The sequence below is a fragment of the Paraburkholderia ultramafica genome, assembly GCF_902859915.1.
Taxonomy (GTDB): Bacteria; Pseudomonadota; Gammaproteobacteria; order Burkholderiales; family Burkholderiaceae; genus Paraburkholderia; species Paraburkholderia ultramafica.
Genome location: NZ_CADIKK010000018.1, coordinates 14,214 through 29,161, shown reverse-complemented (window position 1 = coordinate 29,161; position 14,948 = coordinate 14,214). Strand labels below are relative to the sequence as shown.

Here is a 14,948-nt window from a genome sequence, read left to right as displayed (position 1 = left end):
TTACTTCTTCTTCGTTTCTTTGAGGATCACAACCTCATTGGCGTAACGCACACCCTTGCCCTTGTAGGGCTCCGGCGGACGATAGCCGCGCACTTCTGCAGCGACCTGGCCAACTTGTTGCTTATCGATCCCCTTGATCACGATTTCGGTTTGCGTCGGGGTTTCAGCCTTGACGCCTTCCGGCATCTGGTGCACCACAGGGTGCGAGAAACCCAGCGACAGGTTCAGCTTGTCGCCTTGCGCTTGTGCGCGGTAACCGACGCCAACCAGCGTCAGCTTGCGCTCGAAACCCTTCGTCACGCCGTTCACCATGTTCGCAACCAGTGCGCGCATCGTGCCCGACATCGCATTCGCTTCGCGGCTTTCGTCAACCGGCTCGAACTTCAGCGTGCCGTTGTCGTTCACCACCTTCACGAGGCTGTTAGCAGCCTGCGAAATCGTACCCAGCGGGCCCTTGACGGTAATGCGTTCGTCGCTCAGGGCCACTTCTGCGCCTTGCAGCGCGATCGGGCTTTTACCTACTCGAGACATGTTTCTCTCCTTTCGGCCTTAAGCGACGTAGCAGATGACTTCGCCGCCAACGCCCGTTGCACGCGCCTTGCGGTCCGTCATCACGCCCTTCGGCGTCGACACGATTGCCACGCCGAGGCCATTCATGACCACAGGGATGTCGTTACGGCCGCGGTACACACGCAGACCAGGCTTCGAAACGCGCTCAATGCGCTCGATCACCGGACGGCCAGCGTAGTACTTCAACACGATGTTCAATTCAGACTTCGCACCTTCGGACTTCACTGCGAAATCATCGATATAGCCTTCGTCCTTCAGGACCTGCGCAATCGCAACCTTGACTTTCGACGAGGGCATAGTCACCGAGACTTTCTCAACCATCTGCGCATTGCGGATGCGAGTCAGCATATCGGCGATAGGATCACTCATGCTCATTTATGTTTCTCCTATTACCAGCTCGCCTTGGTCAGGCCAGGGATCTCGCCGCGGAACGCGATTTCGCGAATCTTGTTACGCGCCAGCCCGAATTTACGGAACGTACCGCGCGGACGACCGGTAATTGCGCAACGATTGCGCTTACGGGTCGGGTTAGAGTTGCGCGGCAGTTGTTGCAGTTCCAGACGTGCGGCGTAATGCTCTTCGTCTGACTTGCTCATATCGCCAATGATCGCCTTCAACTCTGCACGCTTGGGAGCGTACTTAGCAGCGAGGCGAGCACGCTTCTTTTCACGTTCGATCAGTGCCAGTTTAGCCACGGTAACCTCAGTTTCTGAACGGGAACTTGAAGCTGGCGAGCAGAGCCTTTGCTTCGTCGTCGGTCTTCGCAGTCGTCGTGATGCTGATGTTCAGCCCACGCAGTGCGTCGATCTTGTCGTAGTCGATCTCGGGGAAAATGATCTGCTCTTTCACACCGATGTTGTAGTTGCCGCGACCATCGAACGCACGACCCGACACGCCACGGAAGTCACGCACACGGGGGAGCGCAACCGTCACGAAACGGTCCAGAAATTCGTACATTGCCTGACCACGCAACGTGACCATTGCACCGATCGGATAGCCCTGACGGATCTTGAAGCCAGCGATTGCCTTGCGCGCCTTCGTGATCACCGGCTTCTGGCCTGCGATCTTCGTCAGGTCGCCAACGGCGTTTTCGATGATCTTCTTGTCAGCAACCGCTTCGCCAAGGCCCATGTTCAGGGTGATCTTGGTGATGCGCGGCACTTCCATCACGGACTTGTAACCGAACTTCTCGATGAGGCCGGGTACAACCTTTTCTTTGTAAAACTCTTGCAAACGAGCCATTTTTTTACTCCGCAGCGTCAGGCGCTCAGCTCGGCACCAGTCGTCTTAAGGAAACGGACCTTCTTGTCTCCTTCGACCTTGATGCCTACACGCGATGCCTTGCCATTCGCGTCGACCAATGCGACGTTCGAAATTTGCAGCGGCATCGTCTTGGCTTCCACACCGCCCGTCGTACCTTTCATCGGGTTCGGCTTGACGTGTTTCTTGACGAGGTTGATGCCCTCGACAATCACTTTGCCTTCGCCAACGGACAGCACGACGCCGCGCTTGCCTTTATCTTTGCCGGTGATGACGATAACTTCGTCACCTTTGCGAATCTTGTTCATCGCGACTCCTTACAGCACTTCAGGTGCCAACGAAACGATTTTCATGAATCGTTCGCTGCGCAACTCGCGCGTGACAGGCCCGAAAATACGGGTGCCAATAGGTTCGAGCTTGGCATTCAACAACACTGCGGCATTGCCATCGAACTTGATCAGCGAGCCGTCCTGACGGCGCACGCCCTTGGCGGTGCGAACCACCACGGCGTTATAAATTTCGCCTTTCTTCACGCGCCCGCGCGGCGTTGCTTCTTTGACGGTCACCTTGATGATGTCGCCAATGCTGGCATAACGACGCTTCGAGCCGCCGAGCACCTTGATGCACATGACTTCACGCGCACCCGTGTTGTCGGCCACTTCAAGCCGAGTTTCGGTCTGGATCATGGTTTATCTTTCCCAACTTAATCCGGTCACACCACCATGGCGTACCCGGTCAGTCTTGGTCCCGTCAGCCAATCGGCTGCTTGGGTTAGAACAGCAGCGACGGCAAACGAAACCCGCCATCGCAATCCGGTGAATCCTTCGGAACAGGCTGGCGCCTGAACCGCTTCCCCCACCAACTTCGCCCGCGACGGGGCTCCCATAAAAGAGGGAAGACCGAGATTATAACAAATAATCCCGGTCTTGCAAGCGAAACTTACTGCGATTTCAATTACTTCTACAACTTTGCGGCGTCAGATGACGCGAGCAGCCTCGACCAGGCGAGCCACAACCCAAGCTTTCGTCTTCGAAATCGGACGCGTTTCCTGGATTTCAACGAGGTCGCCTTCGTTGTACGTGTTCGCGTCGTCGTGCGCGTGGTACTTCTTCGAACGCACAACGTACTTGCCGTAGATCGGGTGCTTCACGCGGTGCTCGACCAGCACGGTGACCGTCTTGTCCATCTTGTTGCTGACGACCTTGCCGACCAGCGTCCGCTTGAGCGAGGTTTTTACGCTATCGTTCATTTCTGGTTCGCCTTCTCAGTCAGGACGGTCCGCACACGTGCGATGTCGCGGCGGACCTTCTTCAGCTGGCTCGTGTTCGTGAGCTGCTGGGTCGCGAGTTGCATGCGCAGGCCGAATTGCGCCTTCAACAGGTCCGACAGCTCCTTGTTGAGCGCGGCCTGATCTTTCTGGTGAAGTTCGGAAGCCTTCATCATTTGCTCCTTAGGCGCCGAGCTGACGCACGATAAACGTCGTCTTGAGCGGCAGCTTAGCTGCAGCCAGACGGAACGCTTCGCGTGCCAGCTCTTCGGTTACGCCGTCCATTTCGTACAGCATCTTGCCCGGTTGAATCTCTGCGACGTAGTACTCAGGGTTACCTTTACCGTTACCCATACGTACTTCAGCCGGCTTGTGCGAGATTGGCTTGTCCGGGAAGATGCGGATCCAGATGCGGCCACCACGCTTGATGTGACGCGTCATTGCACGACGTGCCGCCTCAATCTGGCGCGCGGTCAAGCGACCACGGCCGATAGCCTTCAGGCCGAAGTCACCGAACGACACCGCGTTGCCGCGGGTAGCGATACCGGTGTTACGACCCTTCTGCTCTTTGCGATACTTTCTGCGTTTCGGTTGCAGCATCGTTATTCTCCAGTCTTCCCGTCGCCGCCGGCACCGCCAGCACGACGAGGAGCGCCACGGCGTGCACCTGCCGGGCCACCACCTTCACCATCGCGACGCGGACGGCGATCGCCACCCGGACGTGCGTTACGGCGCGGACGCTTTTCTTCGGCGACTTCTTCAACCACCGGTGCGTCGTTGCGGCCGAGCGTGTCGCCCTTGTAGACCCACACCTTTACGCCGATGATGCCGTACGTCGTCTTTGCTTCCGACGTTGCGTAGTCGATATCAGCACGCAGCGTATGAAGCGGCACGCGACCTTCGCGATACCATTCCGTACGGGCGATTTCGATACCGTTCAGGCGGCCAGCGCTCATGATCTTGATGCCCTGAGCACCCAGACGCATTGCGTTTTGCATCGCACGCTTCATCGCGCGACGGAACATGATCCGGCGCTCGAGCTGTTGCGTGATCGAATCCGCGATCAGTTGCGCATCGGTTTCCGGCTTGCGGATTTCTTCGATGTTGACGTGAACCGGAACGCCCATGCGCTTTTGCAGCTCGGACTTCAGCAGTTCAATGTCTTCACCCTTCTTACCGATCACGACACCCGGACGCGAGCTGAAAATCGTGATGCGAGCGTTCTTTGCAGGACGCTCGATCACAACGCGGCCGACAGACGCGTTCTTCAGCTTCTTCTTCAGGTATTCACGAACACCGATGTCTTCCTGCAACATCGCCGCGAAATTGTTGTTGTTCGCGTACCAACGCGACGCCCAATTGCGGCTGACGGCCAAACGGAAGCCAGTCGGATGAATTTTCTGTCCCATCGTATGACCCCTTAATTCCCGACCGTCACAGTGATGTGACAGGATTGCTTCTCGATGCGGTTGCCACGGCCTTTTGCGCGCGCGGTGAAACGCTTGAGCGACGCAGCCTTGTCGATGTAGATGCTCGTGATCTTGAGCTCATCGATATCGGCGCCTTCGTTATGCTCCGCATTCGCGATCGCCGACAGCACGACCTTTTTCACGATTCCCGCAGCCTTCTTAGGCGAGAACGTCAGAACGTTCAGCGCCTTGTCGACCGGCAAACCGCGGATCTGGTCAGCCACAAGGCGCGTTTTTTGCGCCGAGATGCGGGCACCGCGATGAATTGCTTTCACTTCCATCATGAGCCCCTTATTTCTTAGCCTTCTTGTCGGCTGCGTGACCCTTGAACGTACGGGTCAATGCAAACTCGCCAAGCTTGTGGCCGACCATGTTTTCCGAGATGTACACCGGAACGTGTTGACGGCCGTTGTGAACGGCGATCGTCAGACCGATGAAATCCGGGAGGATCGTCGAGCGACGCGACCAGGTTTTGATCGGCTTCTTATCCCGCGAAGCTGCTGCCGCCTCAACTTTCTTCAGCAAATGGGCGTCGCAGAACGGACCTTTTTTTACAGAACGTGCCATTGCCTACTCCTTAACGCTTGTGACGGCGCTGGACGATCATGCTCGTCGTGCGCTTGTTGCTGCGGGTGCGATAACCCTTAGCAGGCGTGCCCCACGGGCTCACCGGATCGCGACCTGCAGCCGTCTTGCCTTCACCACCACCGTGCGGGTGATCGACCGGGTTCATTGCAACGCCACGCACCGTCGGGCGGATACCGCGCCAGCGGTTCGCACCAGCCTTACCGATTTGACGGAGGCTGTGCTCTTCGTTGCCAACTTCACCAATCGTCGCGCGGCACTCAACGTGGACGCGGCGGATTTCACCCGAGCGCAGGCGGACCTGTGCGTAGATGCCTTCACGAGCCAGCAACATCGCCGACGTACCAGCCGAACGCGCCATTTGCGCGCCCTTGCCCGGCAGCATTTCGATGCAGTGAATCGTCGTACCGACCGGAATGTTGCGGATCGGCAGCGTGTTGCCTGCGCGGATCGGCGCTTCCGAACCCGACATCAGTTGCTGACCGACGGTGACACCCTTCGGAGCGATGATGTAGCGGCGCTCGCCGTCTGCGTACAGAACCAGCGCGATGTTTGCGCTACGGTTCGGATCGTACTCGAGACGTTCGACCTTGGCCGGAATGCCATCCTTCGTGCGACGGAAATCGACGACACGATAGTGATGCTTGTGACCACCACCCTTATGACGCGTGGTGATGTGACCATTGTTGTTACGGCCGGCGGTCGAGGATTGCGAGTCGAGCAGCGCTGCGAACGGCTTGCCCTTATGCAGATCCTTGTTGACCACCTTGACCATCGCACGGCGACCCGGCGAAGTCGGCTTAACTTTAACGATTGCCATGATTACTTGGCCTCCGCTTCAAAGTTGATTTCCTGGCCGGGCTTCAGACAGACGTACGCCTTCTTCACGTCCTTGCGCTTGCCCATGAAGCGGCCAAAGCGCTTGGCTTTGCCCTTCGAGACCAGCACGTTGACGGAATTGACTTCCACCTTGAACAGCAGCTCGACTGCAGCTTTCACTTCCTGCTTCGTGGCATCGGGCGCGACTTCGAACACAACTTGCTCGTTCTTGTCGGCCACCAGCGTCGCCTTTTCGGAGATCACCGGCGCGAGCAGGACCTGCATCAAACGATGATCGTTCTTGCGAATCTCGCTCATGACAGCAACTCCTCGATCTGGGCGACCGCAGCCTTCGTGATCAGGATCTTCTTGAAGTAGATCAGCGACAGCGGGTCGGCGTAACGCGGCTCGACAACTGCCACATGGGCGAGGTTGCGCGACGCGAGGTACAGGTTTTCGTCAACCGTGTCGGTAATCACCAGCACGGAGTCGAGACCCATCGCCTTGAATTTTTCGGCCAGCAGCTTCGTCTTCGGCGCTTCGAGCGTCAGCTCGTCGACCACCGAGATGCGGCCTTCGCGGGCCAGCTGCGAGAAGATCGAGCAGAGACCTGCGCGATGCATCTTCTTGTTGACCTTGTGCGAAAAGTTTTCTTCCGGCGAATTCGGGAAGATCCGGCCACCGCCGCGCCACAACGGGCTCGACGACATACCGGCACGGGCACGGCCCGTACCCTTCTGGCGCCACGGCTTCTTGGTCGTGTGCTTGACTTGCTCACGGTCCTTCTGCGCGCGGTTGCCGCTACGGGCATTCGCTTGATACGCCACCACTACCTGGTGAATCAGGGCTTCGTTGTAATCGCGGCCGAACACGACGTCCGACGCGCTAACGCCTGCACCTTCCTGACCATTGGCATTCAGGAGCTTAAGTTCCATTATTTCGCTCCTTTCACGGCACGCGTCTTCACGGCCGGCGTAACGAATACCTTGCCACCCTTCGCACCCGGAACGGCGCCCTTGACCAGCAACAGCTTGCGGTCAGCGTCGATACGAGCGATTTCGAGGTTTTGCACCGTTACCGTGTCGTCACCCATGTGACCGGTCATGCGCTTACCCGGGAAAACACGACCCGGATCCTGCGCCATACCGATCGAACCCGGCACGTTGTGCGAGCGCGAGTTACCGTGCGATGCACGGCCGGATGCGAAGTTGTGCCGCTTGATGGTACCGGCGTAGCCCTTACCGATCGACACGCCTTGCACGTCGACCTTCTGGCCTACTTCGAACAGGTCAGGACCGACCACGGTGCCGTTCGACAACTCAGCAGCCTTGGCAGCATCGATCTGGAATTCTTTGAGGATTTCACCGGCTTGAACGCCGGCTTTGGCGAGATGACCGGCCAACGGCTTCGTCACGCGCGATGCACGGCGCGTACCGAATGCAACCTGCACGGCCGTGTAGCCGTCGGTTTCAACAGTCTTGATCTGCGTCACGCGGTTGTCGGACACGTCCAGCACGGTAACGGGAATCGAATCCCCTTCTGCCGTGAAGATACGGGTCATGCCAACCTTGCGACCTACGAGTCCAAGGCTCATCGTTTTCTCCATTCCCGACTGCGATTGGTCGGGGCTAATTTACAAAATGCCGGTGCCGTTTCGGGCATGAATTCATGCTGCAGCACACCGGCTTTTTTGCGCAAATGCGCGAAAAGCCTTGCATTATAGCGAAGCTTTTCGTTTTCCGCAAGCAATCAATGACTTAGCGCTGCCCGGCAGGCCGGACAAGCTCTGGAAGCCTTATTGCAGCTTGATTTCAACGTCCACGCCAGCCGGCAGATCGAGCTTCATCAGTGCGTCAACGGTCTTGTCCGTCGGGTCGACGATGTCCATCAGGCGTTGGTGCGTACGGATTTCGAGCTGATCGCGCGACGTCTTGTTGACGTGCGGCGAACGCAGGATGTCGAAGCGTTGAATGCGGGTCGGCAGGGGCACCGGACCACGAACGATTGCGCCAGTCCGCTTTGCCGTGTCGACGATCTCAGCTGCCGATTGATCGATCAGGCGATAGTCGAAAGCCTTCAGGCGAATACGGATTTTCTGGTTCTGCATGACAATTCCTTGGAAAGAGCGAGGCGGTATTGCGCCGCCAGATAGTAAAAGAACGTAGAGCCGGGCATGGGACAGGAGTAAGCGCTGAGAAGCGCCAACTCCTATCGACAGGCGCCCGGCTCCGGGCACCACTTACTGCAAGTTCAATCCGCGATTTTACTCGAGGATCTTGGCAACCACACCTGCGCCAACCGTACGGCCGCCTTCGCGGATTGCGAAGCGCAGACCTTCTTCCATCGCGATCGGGTTGATCAGCTTCACCGTGATCGACACGTTGTCGCCCGGCATGACCATTTCCTTGTCCTTCGGCAACTCGATCGAGCCCGTCACGTCCGTCGTACGGAAGTAGAACTGCGGACGATAGTTGTTGAAGAACGGCGTGTGACGGCCACCTTCGTCCTTGCTCAGCACGTACACTTCAGCCGTGAAGTGCGTGTGCGGGTTGATCGAACCCGGCTTCGCCAGAACCTGGCCACGCTCCACATCTTCACGCTTCGTGCCGCGCAGCAGGATACCCACGTTGTCGCCTGCCTGACCCTGGTCGAGCAGCTTGCGGAACATTTCCACGCCCGTGCAGGTCGTCTTCACCGTCGGCTTGATACCGACGATTTCGATTTCTTCGCCGACCTTCACGATGCCGCGCTCAACGCGACCCGTCACCACCGTGCCGCGACCCGAGATCGAGAACACGTCTTCCACCGGCATCAGGAACGAGCCGTCCACGGCGCGCTCCGGCGTCGGGATGTACGTGTCCAGCGCGTCGGCCAGATTCATGATCGCCACTTCGCCCAGCTCGCCCTTGTCGCCTTCCAGCGCCAGTTTGGCCGAACCCTTGATGATCGGCGTGTCGTCGCCCGGGAAGTCGTACTTCGACAGAAGTTCGCGAACTTCCATCTCGACCAGTTCCAGCAGCTCAGCATCGTCCACCATGTCGCACTTGTTCAGGAACACGATGATGTACGGAACGCCAACCTGACGCGCCAGCAGGATGTGCTCACGCGTTTGCGGCATCGGGCCGTCTGCGGCCGAGCACACCAGGATCGCGCCGTCCATCTGCGCTGCGCCCGTGATCATGTTCTTCACATAGTCAGCGTGGCCCGGGCAGTCGACGTGCGCGTAGTGGCGGTTAGCCGTTTCGTACTCGACGTGTGCCGTGTTGATCGTGATACCACGCGCCTTTTCTTCCGGCGCCGCGTCGATCTGGTCGTATGCCTTCGCTTCGCCGCCAAACTTCTGCGTCAGAACCGTCGTGATCGCTGCCGTCAGCGTGGTCTTGCCGTGGTCAACGTGACCGATCGTGCCGACGTTCACGTGCGGCTTGGTCCGTTCGAATTTACCTTTAGCCATGTTTCTCTTCTTTCAAAAAGTTAATCGTTGAATGACTTTGCCGCGCGATTACTTCGACTTGGCGTTGATGATCGCTTCCGACACGTTACGCGGAGCTTCAGCGTAGTGCTTGAACTCCATCGTGTACGTCGCACGACCTTGGGTCAGCGAACGCAGCGACGTCGAGTAGCCGAACATTTCCGACAACGGTACTTCTGCGCGGACAATCTTGCCGCCGCCAACCATGTCATCCATGCCCTGAACGATACCGCGACGACCCGACAGGTCGCCCATCACGTTGCCCATGTAGTCTTCCGGCGTTTCGACTTCGACGGCCATCATCGGTTCGAGGATGACCGGCTGAGCCTTGCGCATTGCTTCCTTGAACGCCATCGAACCGGCCATGCGGAACGCATTTTCGTTCGAGTCAACGTCGTGGTACGAACCGAACGTCAGGTGAACCTTCACGTCAACGACCGGGAAGCCTGCCAGCACGCCGGCCTTCAGCGTTTCCTGGATACCCTTGTCGACTGCCGGGATGTATTCACGCGGAATCACACCGCCCTTGATCTCGTCCAGGAACTCGTAGCCCTTGCCTTGCTCGTTCGGCTCCAGCGTGATGACCGCGTGACCGTACTGGCCGCGACCGCCCGACTGCTTGACGAACTTGCCGTCGACATCTTCCGCCTTGCCGCGAATCGTTTCGCGGTAAGCCACTTGCGGCTTGCCAACCGTTGCTTCGACGCCGAACTCGCGCTTCATCCGGTCGACCAGAATTTCCAGGTGGAGCTCGCCCATGCCCGAAATAATGGTTTGACCCGATTCTTCGTCCGTTTGCACGCGGAACGACGGATCTTCCTGAGCCAGACGGTTCAGCGCCAGACCCATCTTTTCCTGGTCCGGCTTCGTCTTCGGCTCAACAGCCTGCGAGATCACCGGTTCCGGGAAAATCATGCGTTCGAGCACGATCGGGCTTTGCGGATCGCACAGCGTGTCGCCGGTCGTTGCGTCCTTCAGGCCGACTGCAGCAGCGATGTCGCCTGCGCGGACTTCCTTGATTTCTTCGCGCTGGTTCGCGTGCATCTGCAGAATACGGCCCAGACGTTCCTTCTTGTCCTTGGTCGCGTTCAGCACGGTGTCGCCGGAATTCACAACGCCCGAGTACACACGGAAGAAGATCAGCTGGCCGACGAACGGGTCGGTCATGATCTTGAATGCCAGTGCCGAGAACTTTTCGTCGTCAGCAGCGCGGCGCTCGCCTTGCTCGCCGTTTTCCAGCTCGCCGGTAACCGGCGGGATGTCGATCGGCGACGGCAGGAAGTCGAGCACGGCGTCCAGCATGCGTTGCACGCCCTTGTTCTTGAACGCGGTGCCGCACAGCATCGGCTGGATTTCGCAAGCGATCGTACGGTCGCGCAAACCCTTGATGATTTCCGCTTCGGAGAGCTCGCCCTCTTCCAGGTACTTGTTCATCAGGTCTTCGCTCGACTCAGCAGCGGCCTCGACCATCTTTTCGCGCCACTCGTTGCACGAGTCGAGCAGTTCCGCCGGGATTTCTTCGTACGAGAACTTGGTGCCTTGGGACGCGTCGTCCCAAATGATCGCCTTCATCTTCAGCAGATCGACGACGCCCGTGAAGTTTTCTTCCGCGCCGATAGGCACCACGACCGGAACCGGGTTTGCCTTCAGACGCAGCTTGAGCTGGTCGTAAACCTTGAAGAAGTTCGCGCCGGTGCGGTCCATCTTGTTGATGAACGCGAGACGGGGAACCTTGTACTTGTTAGCCTGACGCCACACGGTTTCCGACTGGGGCTGAACGCCGCCCACAGCGCAGTACACCATGCACGCGCCGTCGAGCACGCGCATCGAGCGCTCGACTTCAATCGTGAAGTCGACGTGACCCGGGGTGTCGATGATGTTGATGCGGTGCTCGGCGCGGTCGCCGGCCATGCCTTTCCAGAACGCCGTGGTGGCAGCGGACGTGATCGTGATGCCGCGTTCCTGCTCCTGCTCCATCCAGTCCATGGTGGCAGCGCCGTCGTGAACTTCACCAATCTTGTGGTTCACGCCGGTGTAGAACAGGATGCGCTCGGTCGTCGTCGTTTTGCCGGCGTCGATGTGAGCGCTAATACCGATGTTACGGTAGCGCTCGATAGGTGTCTTGCGAGCCACTTTGATCCTCTATTGGGATGACGCGATGCGAGAAAATACCCATCGCGCTGTAACACAAACGGGCGAGGCGCTTTGTAAGCGCACCCGCCCGGAATTTCTTTCCGCTTTTTCCGCTAAACCCGGGTTCGGGAAGCTTAGAAACGGAAGTGCGAGAACGCCTTGTTGGCTTCTGCCATCCGGTGAACTTCGTCGCGCTTCTTCATTGCGCCGCCACGGCCTTCGGCCGCTTCGGAGAGTTCACCTGCCAGACGCAGGGCCATCGACTTCTCGCTGCGCTTCTTCGCGGCTTCACGCAGCCAACGCATCGCCAATGCCATACGACGCGACGGGCGCACTTCGACCGGAACCTGATAGTTCGCACCACCAACGCGGCGGCTCTTCACTTCGACCACCGGCTTGACGTTGTTGAGCGCTACCGTGAACACTTCCAGCGGGTCCTTGCCACCCTTGGTCTGGATCTGTTCGAAAGCGCCGTACACGATACGCTCGGCAACCGACTTCTTGCCGGAGAGCATCAGCACGTTCATGAACTTAGCTACATCAACGTTACCGAACTTCGGATCCGGCAACACTTCCCGCTTGGGGACTTCGCGACGACGCGGCATGTTTCTTCCTTTAACTTTTCAGTTGGAGCTACTTGAGCCCCGCGGCCACCAACTAACCCGATTCATCTTTAAGACTTACCAGCCTGGTCGGGTGACCACTTACTCGACAGCACCGGCGATTCCGGCACCACCGCTATTACCGCCTTTGCAGGCGACCTGAAACTACTTGACCGGCTAATTACTTGCCAGCCTTGGCACGCTTCGCACCGTACTTCGAGCGAGCCTGCTTACGATCCTTGACGCCCTGGGTATCCAGCGAGCCGCGAACCATGTGGTAACGCACACCCGGCAAGTCCTTGACACGGCCGCCGCGAATCAGCACGACCGAGTGTTCCTGCAGATTGTGGCCTTCACCACCGATGTACGAAATGACTTCGAAGCCGTTCGTCAGACGAACCTTGGCAACCTTACGCAGTGCCGAGTTAGGCTTCTTCGGCGTCGTGGTGTACACACGGGTGCACACGCCGCGACGCTGGGGGCAGTCCTGCAAAGCCGGGCTCTTGCTCTTCGTCGTTTCCGACGCGCGGCCTTTGCGAACCAGTTGATTGATGGTTGGCATTGTTTATTCCTGAAATTGAACAAAATCGACGCATCTGTTTCCGGGCAAAGCAGAAACGACTGCGCATCGAACTTCCGGATGGACTGCAAGTACGTGAATTGACTTCGCGCGCAGGCATTCCAAGAACCGGAACCTAACATAGTATTCCGGAAACACTAAGGGAGTCAACAGGTTGCGATGTTTCGTACCCCGGTTGACCTGCCCGGACGCCCGTAGGACGCTCAGTCGGCGGCGACGACTTCCAGCAGTTCGCCGCCGAAACGGTCGAGCTTACGCGCGCCCATGCCCGGGATGCCACGCAAATCCTCGATGGAATCGGGGCCGTTTCGGGCGATTTCCGCCAGCGTCGCATCGTGGAAAATCACGTAGGCCGGCACGCCGTCGCTCTTCGCCGTTTCGGTGCGCCACGCGCGCAGACGCTCCCAGCGAGCGCGTTCGCGCGGCCCCATGCCGATCGTCGGATCGGCGCGCTCGCTGGTGCGGCCGGACGACTGGCGGGTGCGGGTCGGTTTCACGTAGCGGCGCATCGTCACGTTCTGCTCGCCCTTGAGCACCGGCTTGCTTGCTTCGGTCAGGACCAGCGAGCCAAATCCCTCATGGTCGACCGTCAGATAGCCGAATGCCACGAGTTGACGAAACACCGCGCGCCACTCCGGTTCGCCGAGCGTTGCGCCGATACCGAAGGTGGTGAGTTTCTCGTGGCCGCGCTGCATGATCTTCTCGCTGCGATTGCCGCGCAGAATGTCGATCAGATGTCCGGCGCCGAAGTGGAAACCGCTCGCCCGTTGCGCGCGGAATACGCAAGACAGCGCCATCTGCGCCTCGCGCGTCGCATCCCATGTGTCAGGCGGTTCAAGGCAGTTGTCGCAGTTGCCGCACGGCTTGCTGTTTTCGCCGAAATACGCGAGCAGCCGTACCCGCCGGCACGTCGCCGCTTCGCACAGGCCGAGCAACGCGTCCAGCTTGCCGGTCTGCACGCGCTTATGGGCGTCGTCGGCATCGGACTCGTCGATCATCTTGCGCTGCTGCACGACGTCGCCGAGACCGTAGGCCATCCACGCGTTCGCGGGCATGCCGTCGCGGCCGGCGCGGCCGGTTTCCTGGTAATAGCCTTCGACGCTCTTCGGCAAGTCGAGGTGAGCAACGAAACGCACATCGGGCTTGTCGATGCCCATGCCGAACGCGATCGTCGCGCACATCACGATGCCTTCCTCGCGCTGAAACATCTCCTGATGCTTCTGGCGGATCTCGAACTCCATACCGGCGTGGTATGGCAGCGCGCGCATCCCTTTTTCTTTCAGCCAATCCGCGGTTTCTTCAACCTTCCGGCGCGACAGGCAATAGACCACACCGGCGTCGGTAGTGCCGTCCGGTTTTGAATGTTCGGCGCGAATGAAGTCCAGCAATTGCGTACGCGCATTGTCCTTTTCGACGATGCGATAGCGGATGTTCGGCCGGTCGAAGCTCGACACGAAAATGCGTGCGTCATCGAGCGCCAGGCGATGGATGATTTCGTCGCGCGTGATCGCGTCCGCGGTGGCCGTGAGCGCGATCCGCGGCACGTTCGGGAAACGCTCGTGCAGCACAGACAACTGAATATATTCGGGCCGGAAATCGTGGCCCCATTGCGATACGCAATGGGCTTCGTCGATCGCGAACAGGCCGATGCGGGTGCGTTCCAGCAACTCCTGGAAACGCGGCGTCATCAGGCGTTCCGGCGCGACGTAAAGCAGATCGATGTCGCCGTCGCGCAACGCCCGCTCGGTGGCCATCGCCTCCGCGCTCGACAACGTCGAGTTCAGGTACGCCGCGCGCACGCCGACTTCGGTGAGCGCGGCCACCTGATCCTGCATCAGCGCGATCAGCGGCGACACGACGATGCCTGTGCCGAAGCCGCCTTCGCGCCGCACCAGCGACGGAATCTGATAGCACAGCGATTTGCCGCCGCCCGTCGGCATCAACACGAGGCAGTCGCCGCCGCCGGCGACGTGCTCGACAATTTCGCCCTGCTGCCCTCTGAACGCGGGATAACCGAAGACTTCGTTGAGGATTTCGAGCGGACGGGACATGAATTTGAGAGAAGCAGCCAAAAGCCGGTGACACGAATTTTACCAACGCATTCGCGCTGCGCCCGCGCTTTGCGACAACGTTAGCCATCCGGCCTACGAATCCACAAAAACGCACAAAAAAGAAGCGCATAAAAAAAGCC

22 protein-coding genes are annotated in these 14,948 nt (G+C 58.9%); all 22 read right to left on the bottom strand.

Annotated elements, in window-relative coordinates; genetic code table 11:
• Positions 1 to 531 carry a 50S ribosomal protein L6 gene (gene rplF, locus HV744_RS19720; RefSeq protein WP_175151117.1) on the bottom strand — a complete coding sequence of 177 codons (531 nt, stop codon included), beginning with the start codon at positions 529 to 531 and terminating at the stop codon, positions 1 to 3.
• Between the two features lie 18 nt (positions 532 to 549).
• Positions 550 to 945, bottom strand: coding sequence for a 30S ribosomal protein S8 (gene rpsH, locus HV744_RS19715; protein ID WP_006052216.1), 396 nt, complete (start codon positions 943 to 945; stop codon positions 550 to 552).
• Positions 946 to 959: 14 nt separating this feature from the next.
• Positions 960 to 1,265, bottom strand: a complete 306-nt coding sequence (gene rpsN / locus HV744_RS19710; protein WP_006052215.1) for a 30S ribosomal protein S14 — start codon at positions 1,263 to 1,265, stop codon at positions 960 to 962.
• A 7-nt stretch (positions 1,266 to 1,272) separates the two neighbouring features.
• Positions 1,273 to 1,812 (bottom strand): 50S ribosomal protein L5, encoded by a 540-nt coding sequence (gene rplE, locus HV744_RS19705; RefSeq protein WP_006052214.1) that lies wholly within the window; start codon positions 1,810 to 1,812, stop codon positions 1,273 to 1,275.
• A 17-nt stretch (positions 1,813 to 1,829) separates the two neighbouring features.
• Positions 1,830 to 2,138 (bottom strand): 50S ribosomal protein L24, encoded by a 309-nt coding sequence (gene rplX / locus HV744_RS19700; protein WP_006052213.1) that lies wholly within the window; start codon positions 2,136 to 2,138, stop codon positions 1,830 to 1,832.
• Positions 2,139 to 2,147: 9 nt separating this feature from the next.
• The gene (gene rplN, locus HV744_RS19695; RefSeq protein WP_006052212.1) at positions 2,148 to 2,516 is read right to left on the bottom strand and encodes a 50S ribosomal protein L14; all 369 of its coding nucleotides are present in this window, start codon (positions 2,514 to 2,516) and stop codon (positions 2,148 to 2,150) included.
• Between the two features lie 290 nt (positions 2,517 to 2,806).
• Positions 2,807 to 3,079, bottom strand: coding sequence for a 30S ribosomal protein S17 (gene rpsQ / locus HV744_RS19690; RefSeq protein WP_007180129.1), 273 nt, complete (start codon positions 3,077 to 3,079; stop codon positions 2,807 to 2,809).
• On the bottom strand, positions 3,076 to 3,270 hold the full coding sequence (rpmC, locus tag HV744_RS19685; RefSeq protein ID WP_007180130.1) for a 50S ribosomal protein L29: 195 nt from the start codon (positions 3,268 to 3,270) through the stop codon (positions 3,076 to 3,078). Before rpmC ends, rpsQ begins: the two co-directional genes overlap by 4 nt.
• A 10-nt stretch (positions 3,271 to 3,280) precedes the next feature.
• Positions 3,281 to 3,697, bottom strand: a complete 417-nt coding sequence (gene rplP / locus HV744_RS19680; protein WP_175151116.1) for a 50S ribosomal protein L16 — start codon at positions 3,695 to 3,697, stop codon at positions 3,281 to 3,283.
• 2 nt (positions 3,698 to 3,699) lie between these two features.
• A complete protein-coding gene (rpsC, locus tag HV744_RS19675; RefSeq protein ID WP_012434570.1) occupies positions 3,700 to 4,506 on the bottom strand; it encodes a 30S ribosomal protein S3 in 807 nt (268 codons plus the stop codon).
• A gap of 11 nt (positions 4,507 to 4,517) precedes the next feature.
• Entirely contained in the window at positions 4,518 to 4,850 is a 333-nt protein-coding gene (rplV, locus tag HV744_RS19670) for a 50S ribosomal protein L22 (protein WP_007180133.1), read from the bottom strand.
• Positions 4,851 to 4,857: 7 nt separating this feature from the next.
• Complete coding sequence (rpsS, locus tag HV744_RS19665) at positions 4,858 to 5,133, bottom strand: 30S ribosomal protein S19 (protein WP_004199273.1); 276 nt, start codon at positions 5,131 to 5,133, stop codon at positions 4,858 to 4,860.
• A gap of 10 nt (positions 5,134 to 5,143) precedes the next feature.
• Positions 5,144 to 5,971: a 50S ribosomal protein L2 gene (gene rplB / locus HV744_RS19660; RefSeq protein WP_175151115.1), complete on the bottom strand. Its 828-nt coding sequence runs from the start codon at positions 5,969 to 5,971 to the stop codon at positions 5,144 to 5,146.
• A gap of 2 nt (positions 5,972 to 5,973) precedes the next feature.
• Positions 5,974 to 6,288, bottom strand: a complete 315-nt coding sequence (gene rplW, locus HV744_RS19655) for a 50S ribosomal protein L23 (RefSeq protein ID WP_007180135.1) — start codon at positions 6,286 to 6,288, stop codon at positions 5,974 to 5,976.
• Positions 6,285 to 6,905 (bottom strand): 50S ribosomal protein L4, encoded by a 621-nt coding sequence (gene rplD / locus HV744_RS19650; protein ID WP_007180136.1) that lies wholly within the window; start codon positions 6,903 to 6,905, stop codon positions 6,285 to 6,287. The genes rplW and rplD overlap by 4 nt, the downstream gene beginning before the upstream one ends.
• On the bottom strand, positions 6,905 to 7,564 hold the full coding sequence (gene rplC, locus HV744_RS19645; protein ID WP_175151114.1) for a 50S ribosomal protein L3: 660 nt from the start codon (positions 7,562 to 7,564) through the stop codon (positions 6,905 to 6,907). Before rplC ends, rplD begins: the two co-directional genes overlap by 1 nt.
• Positions 7,565 to 7,765: 201 nt before the next feature.
• Entirely contained in the window at positions 7,766 to 8,077 is a 312-nt protein-coding gene (gene rpsJ / locus HV744_RS19640) for a 30S ribosomal protein S10 (RefSeq protein ID WP_006998489.1), read from the bottom strand.
• A 156-nt stretch (positions 8,078 to 8,233) separates the two neighbouring features.
• Positions 8,234 to 9,424: an elongation factor Tu gene (gene tuf, locus HV744_RS19635; RefSeq protein WP_175151108.1), complete on the bottom strand. Its 1,191-nt coding sequence runs from the start codon at positions 9,422 to 9,424 to the stop codon at positions 8,234 to 8,236.
• 48 nt (positions 9,425 to 9,472) lie between these two features.
• A complete protein-coding gene (fusA, locus tag HV744_RS19630; protein ID WP_175151113.1) occupies positions 9,473 to 11,575 on the bottom strand; it encodes an elongation factor G in 2,103 nt (700 codons plus the stop codon).
• 134 nt (positions 11,576 to 11,709) lie between these two features.
• On the bottom strand, positions 11,710 to 12,180 hold the full coding sequence (rpsG, locus tag HV744_RS19625; RefSeq protein ID WP_006053291.1) for a 30S ribosomal protein S7: 471 nt from the start codon (positions 12,178 to 12,180) through the stop codon (positions 11,710 to 11,712).
• Between the two features lie 178 nt (positions 12,181 to 12,358).
• A complete protein-coding gene (gene rpsL, locus HV744_RS19620) occupies positions 12,359 to 12,739 on the bottom strand; it encodes a 30S ribosomal protein S12 (protein WP_006998493.1) in 381 nt (126 codons plus the stop codon).
• A 221-nt stretch (positions 12,740 to 12,960) separates the two neighbouring features.
• Positions 12,961 to 14,808, bottom strand: coding sequence for a DNA helicase RecQ (gene recQ, locus HV744_RS19615; RefSeq protein ID WP_175151112.1), 1,848 nt, complete (start codon positions 14,806 to 14,808; stop codon positions 12,961 to 12,963).
• Positions 14,809 to 14,948 lie beyond the last annotated feature (140 nt).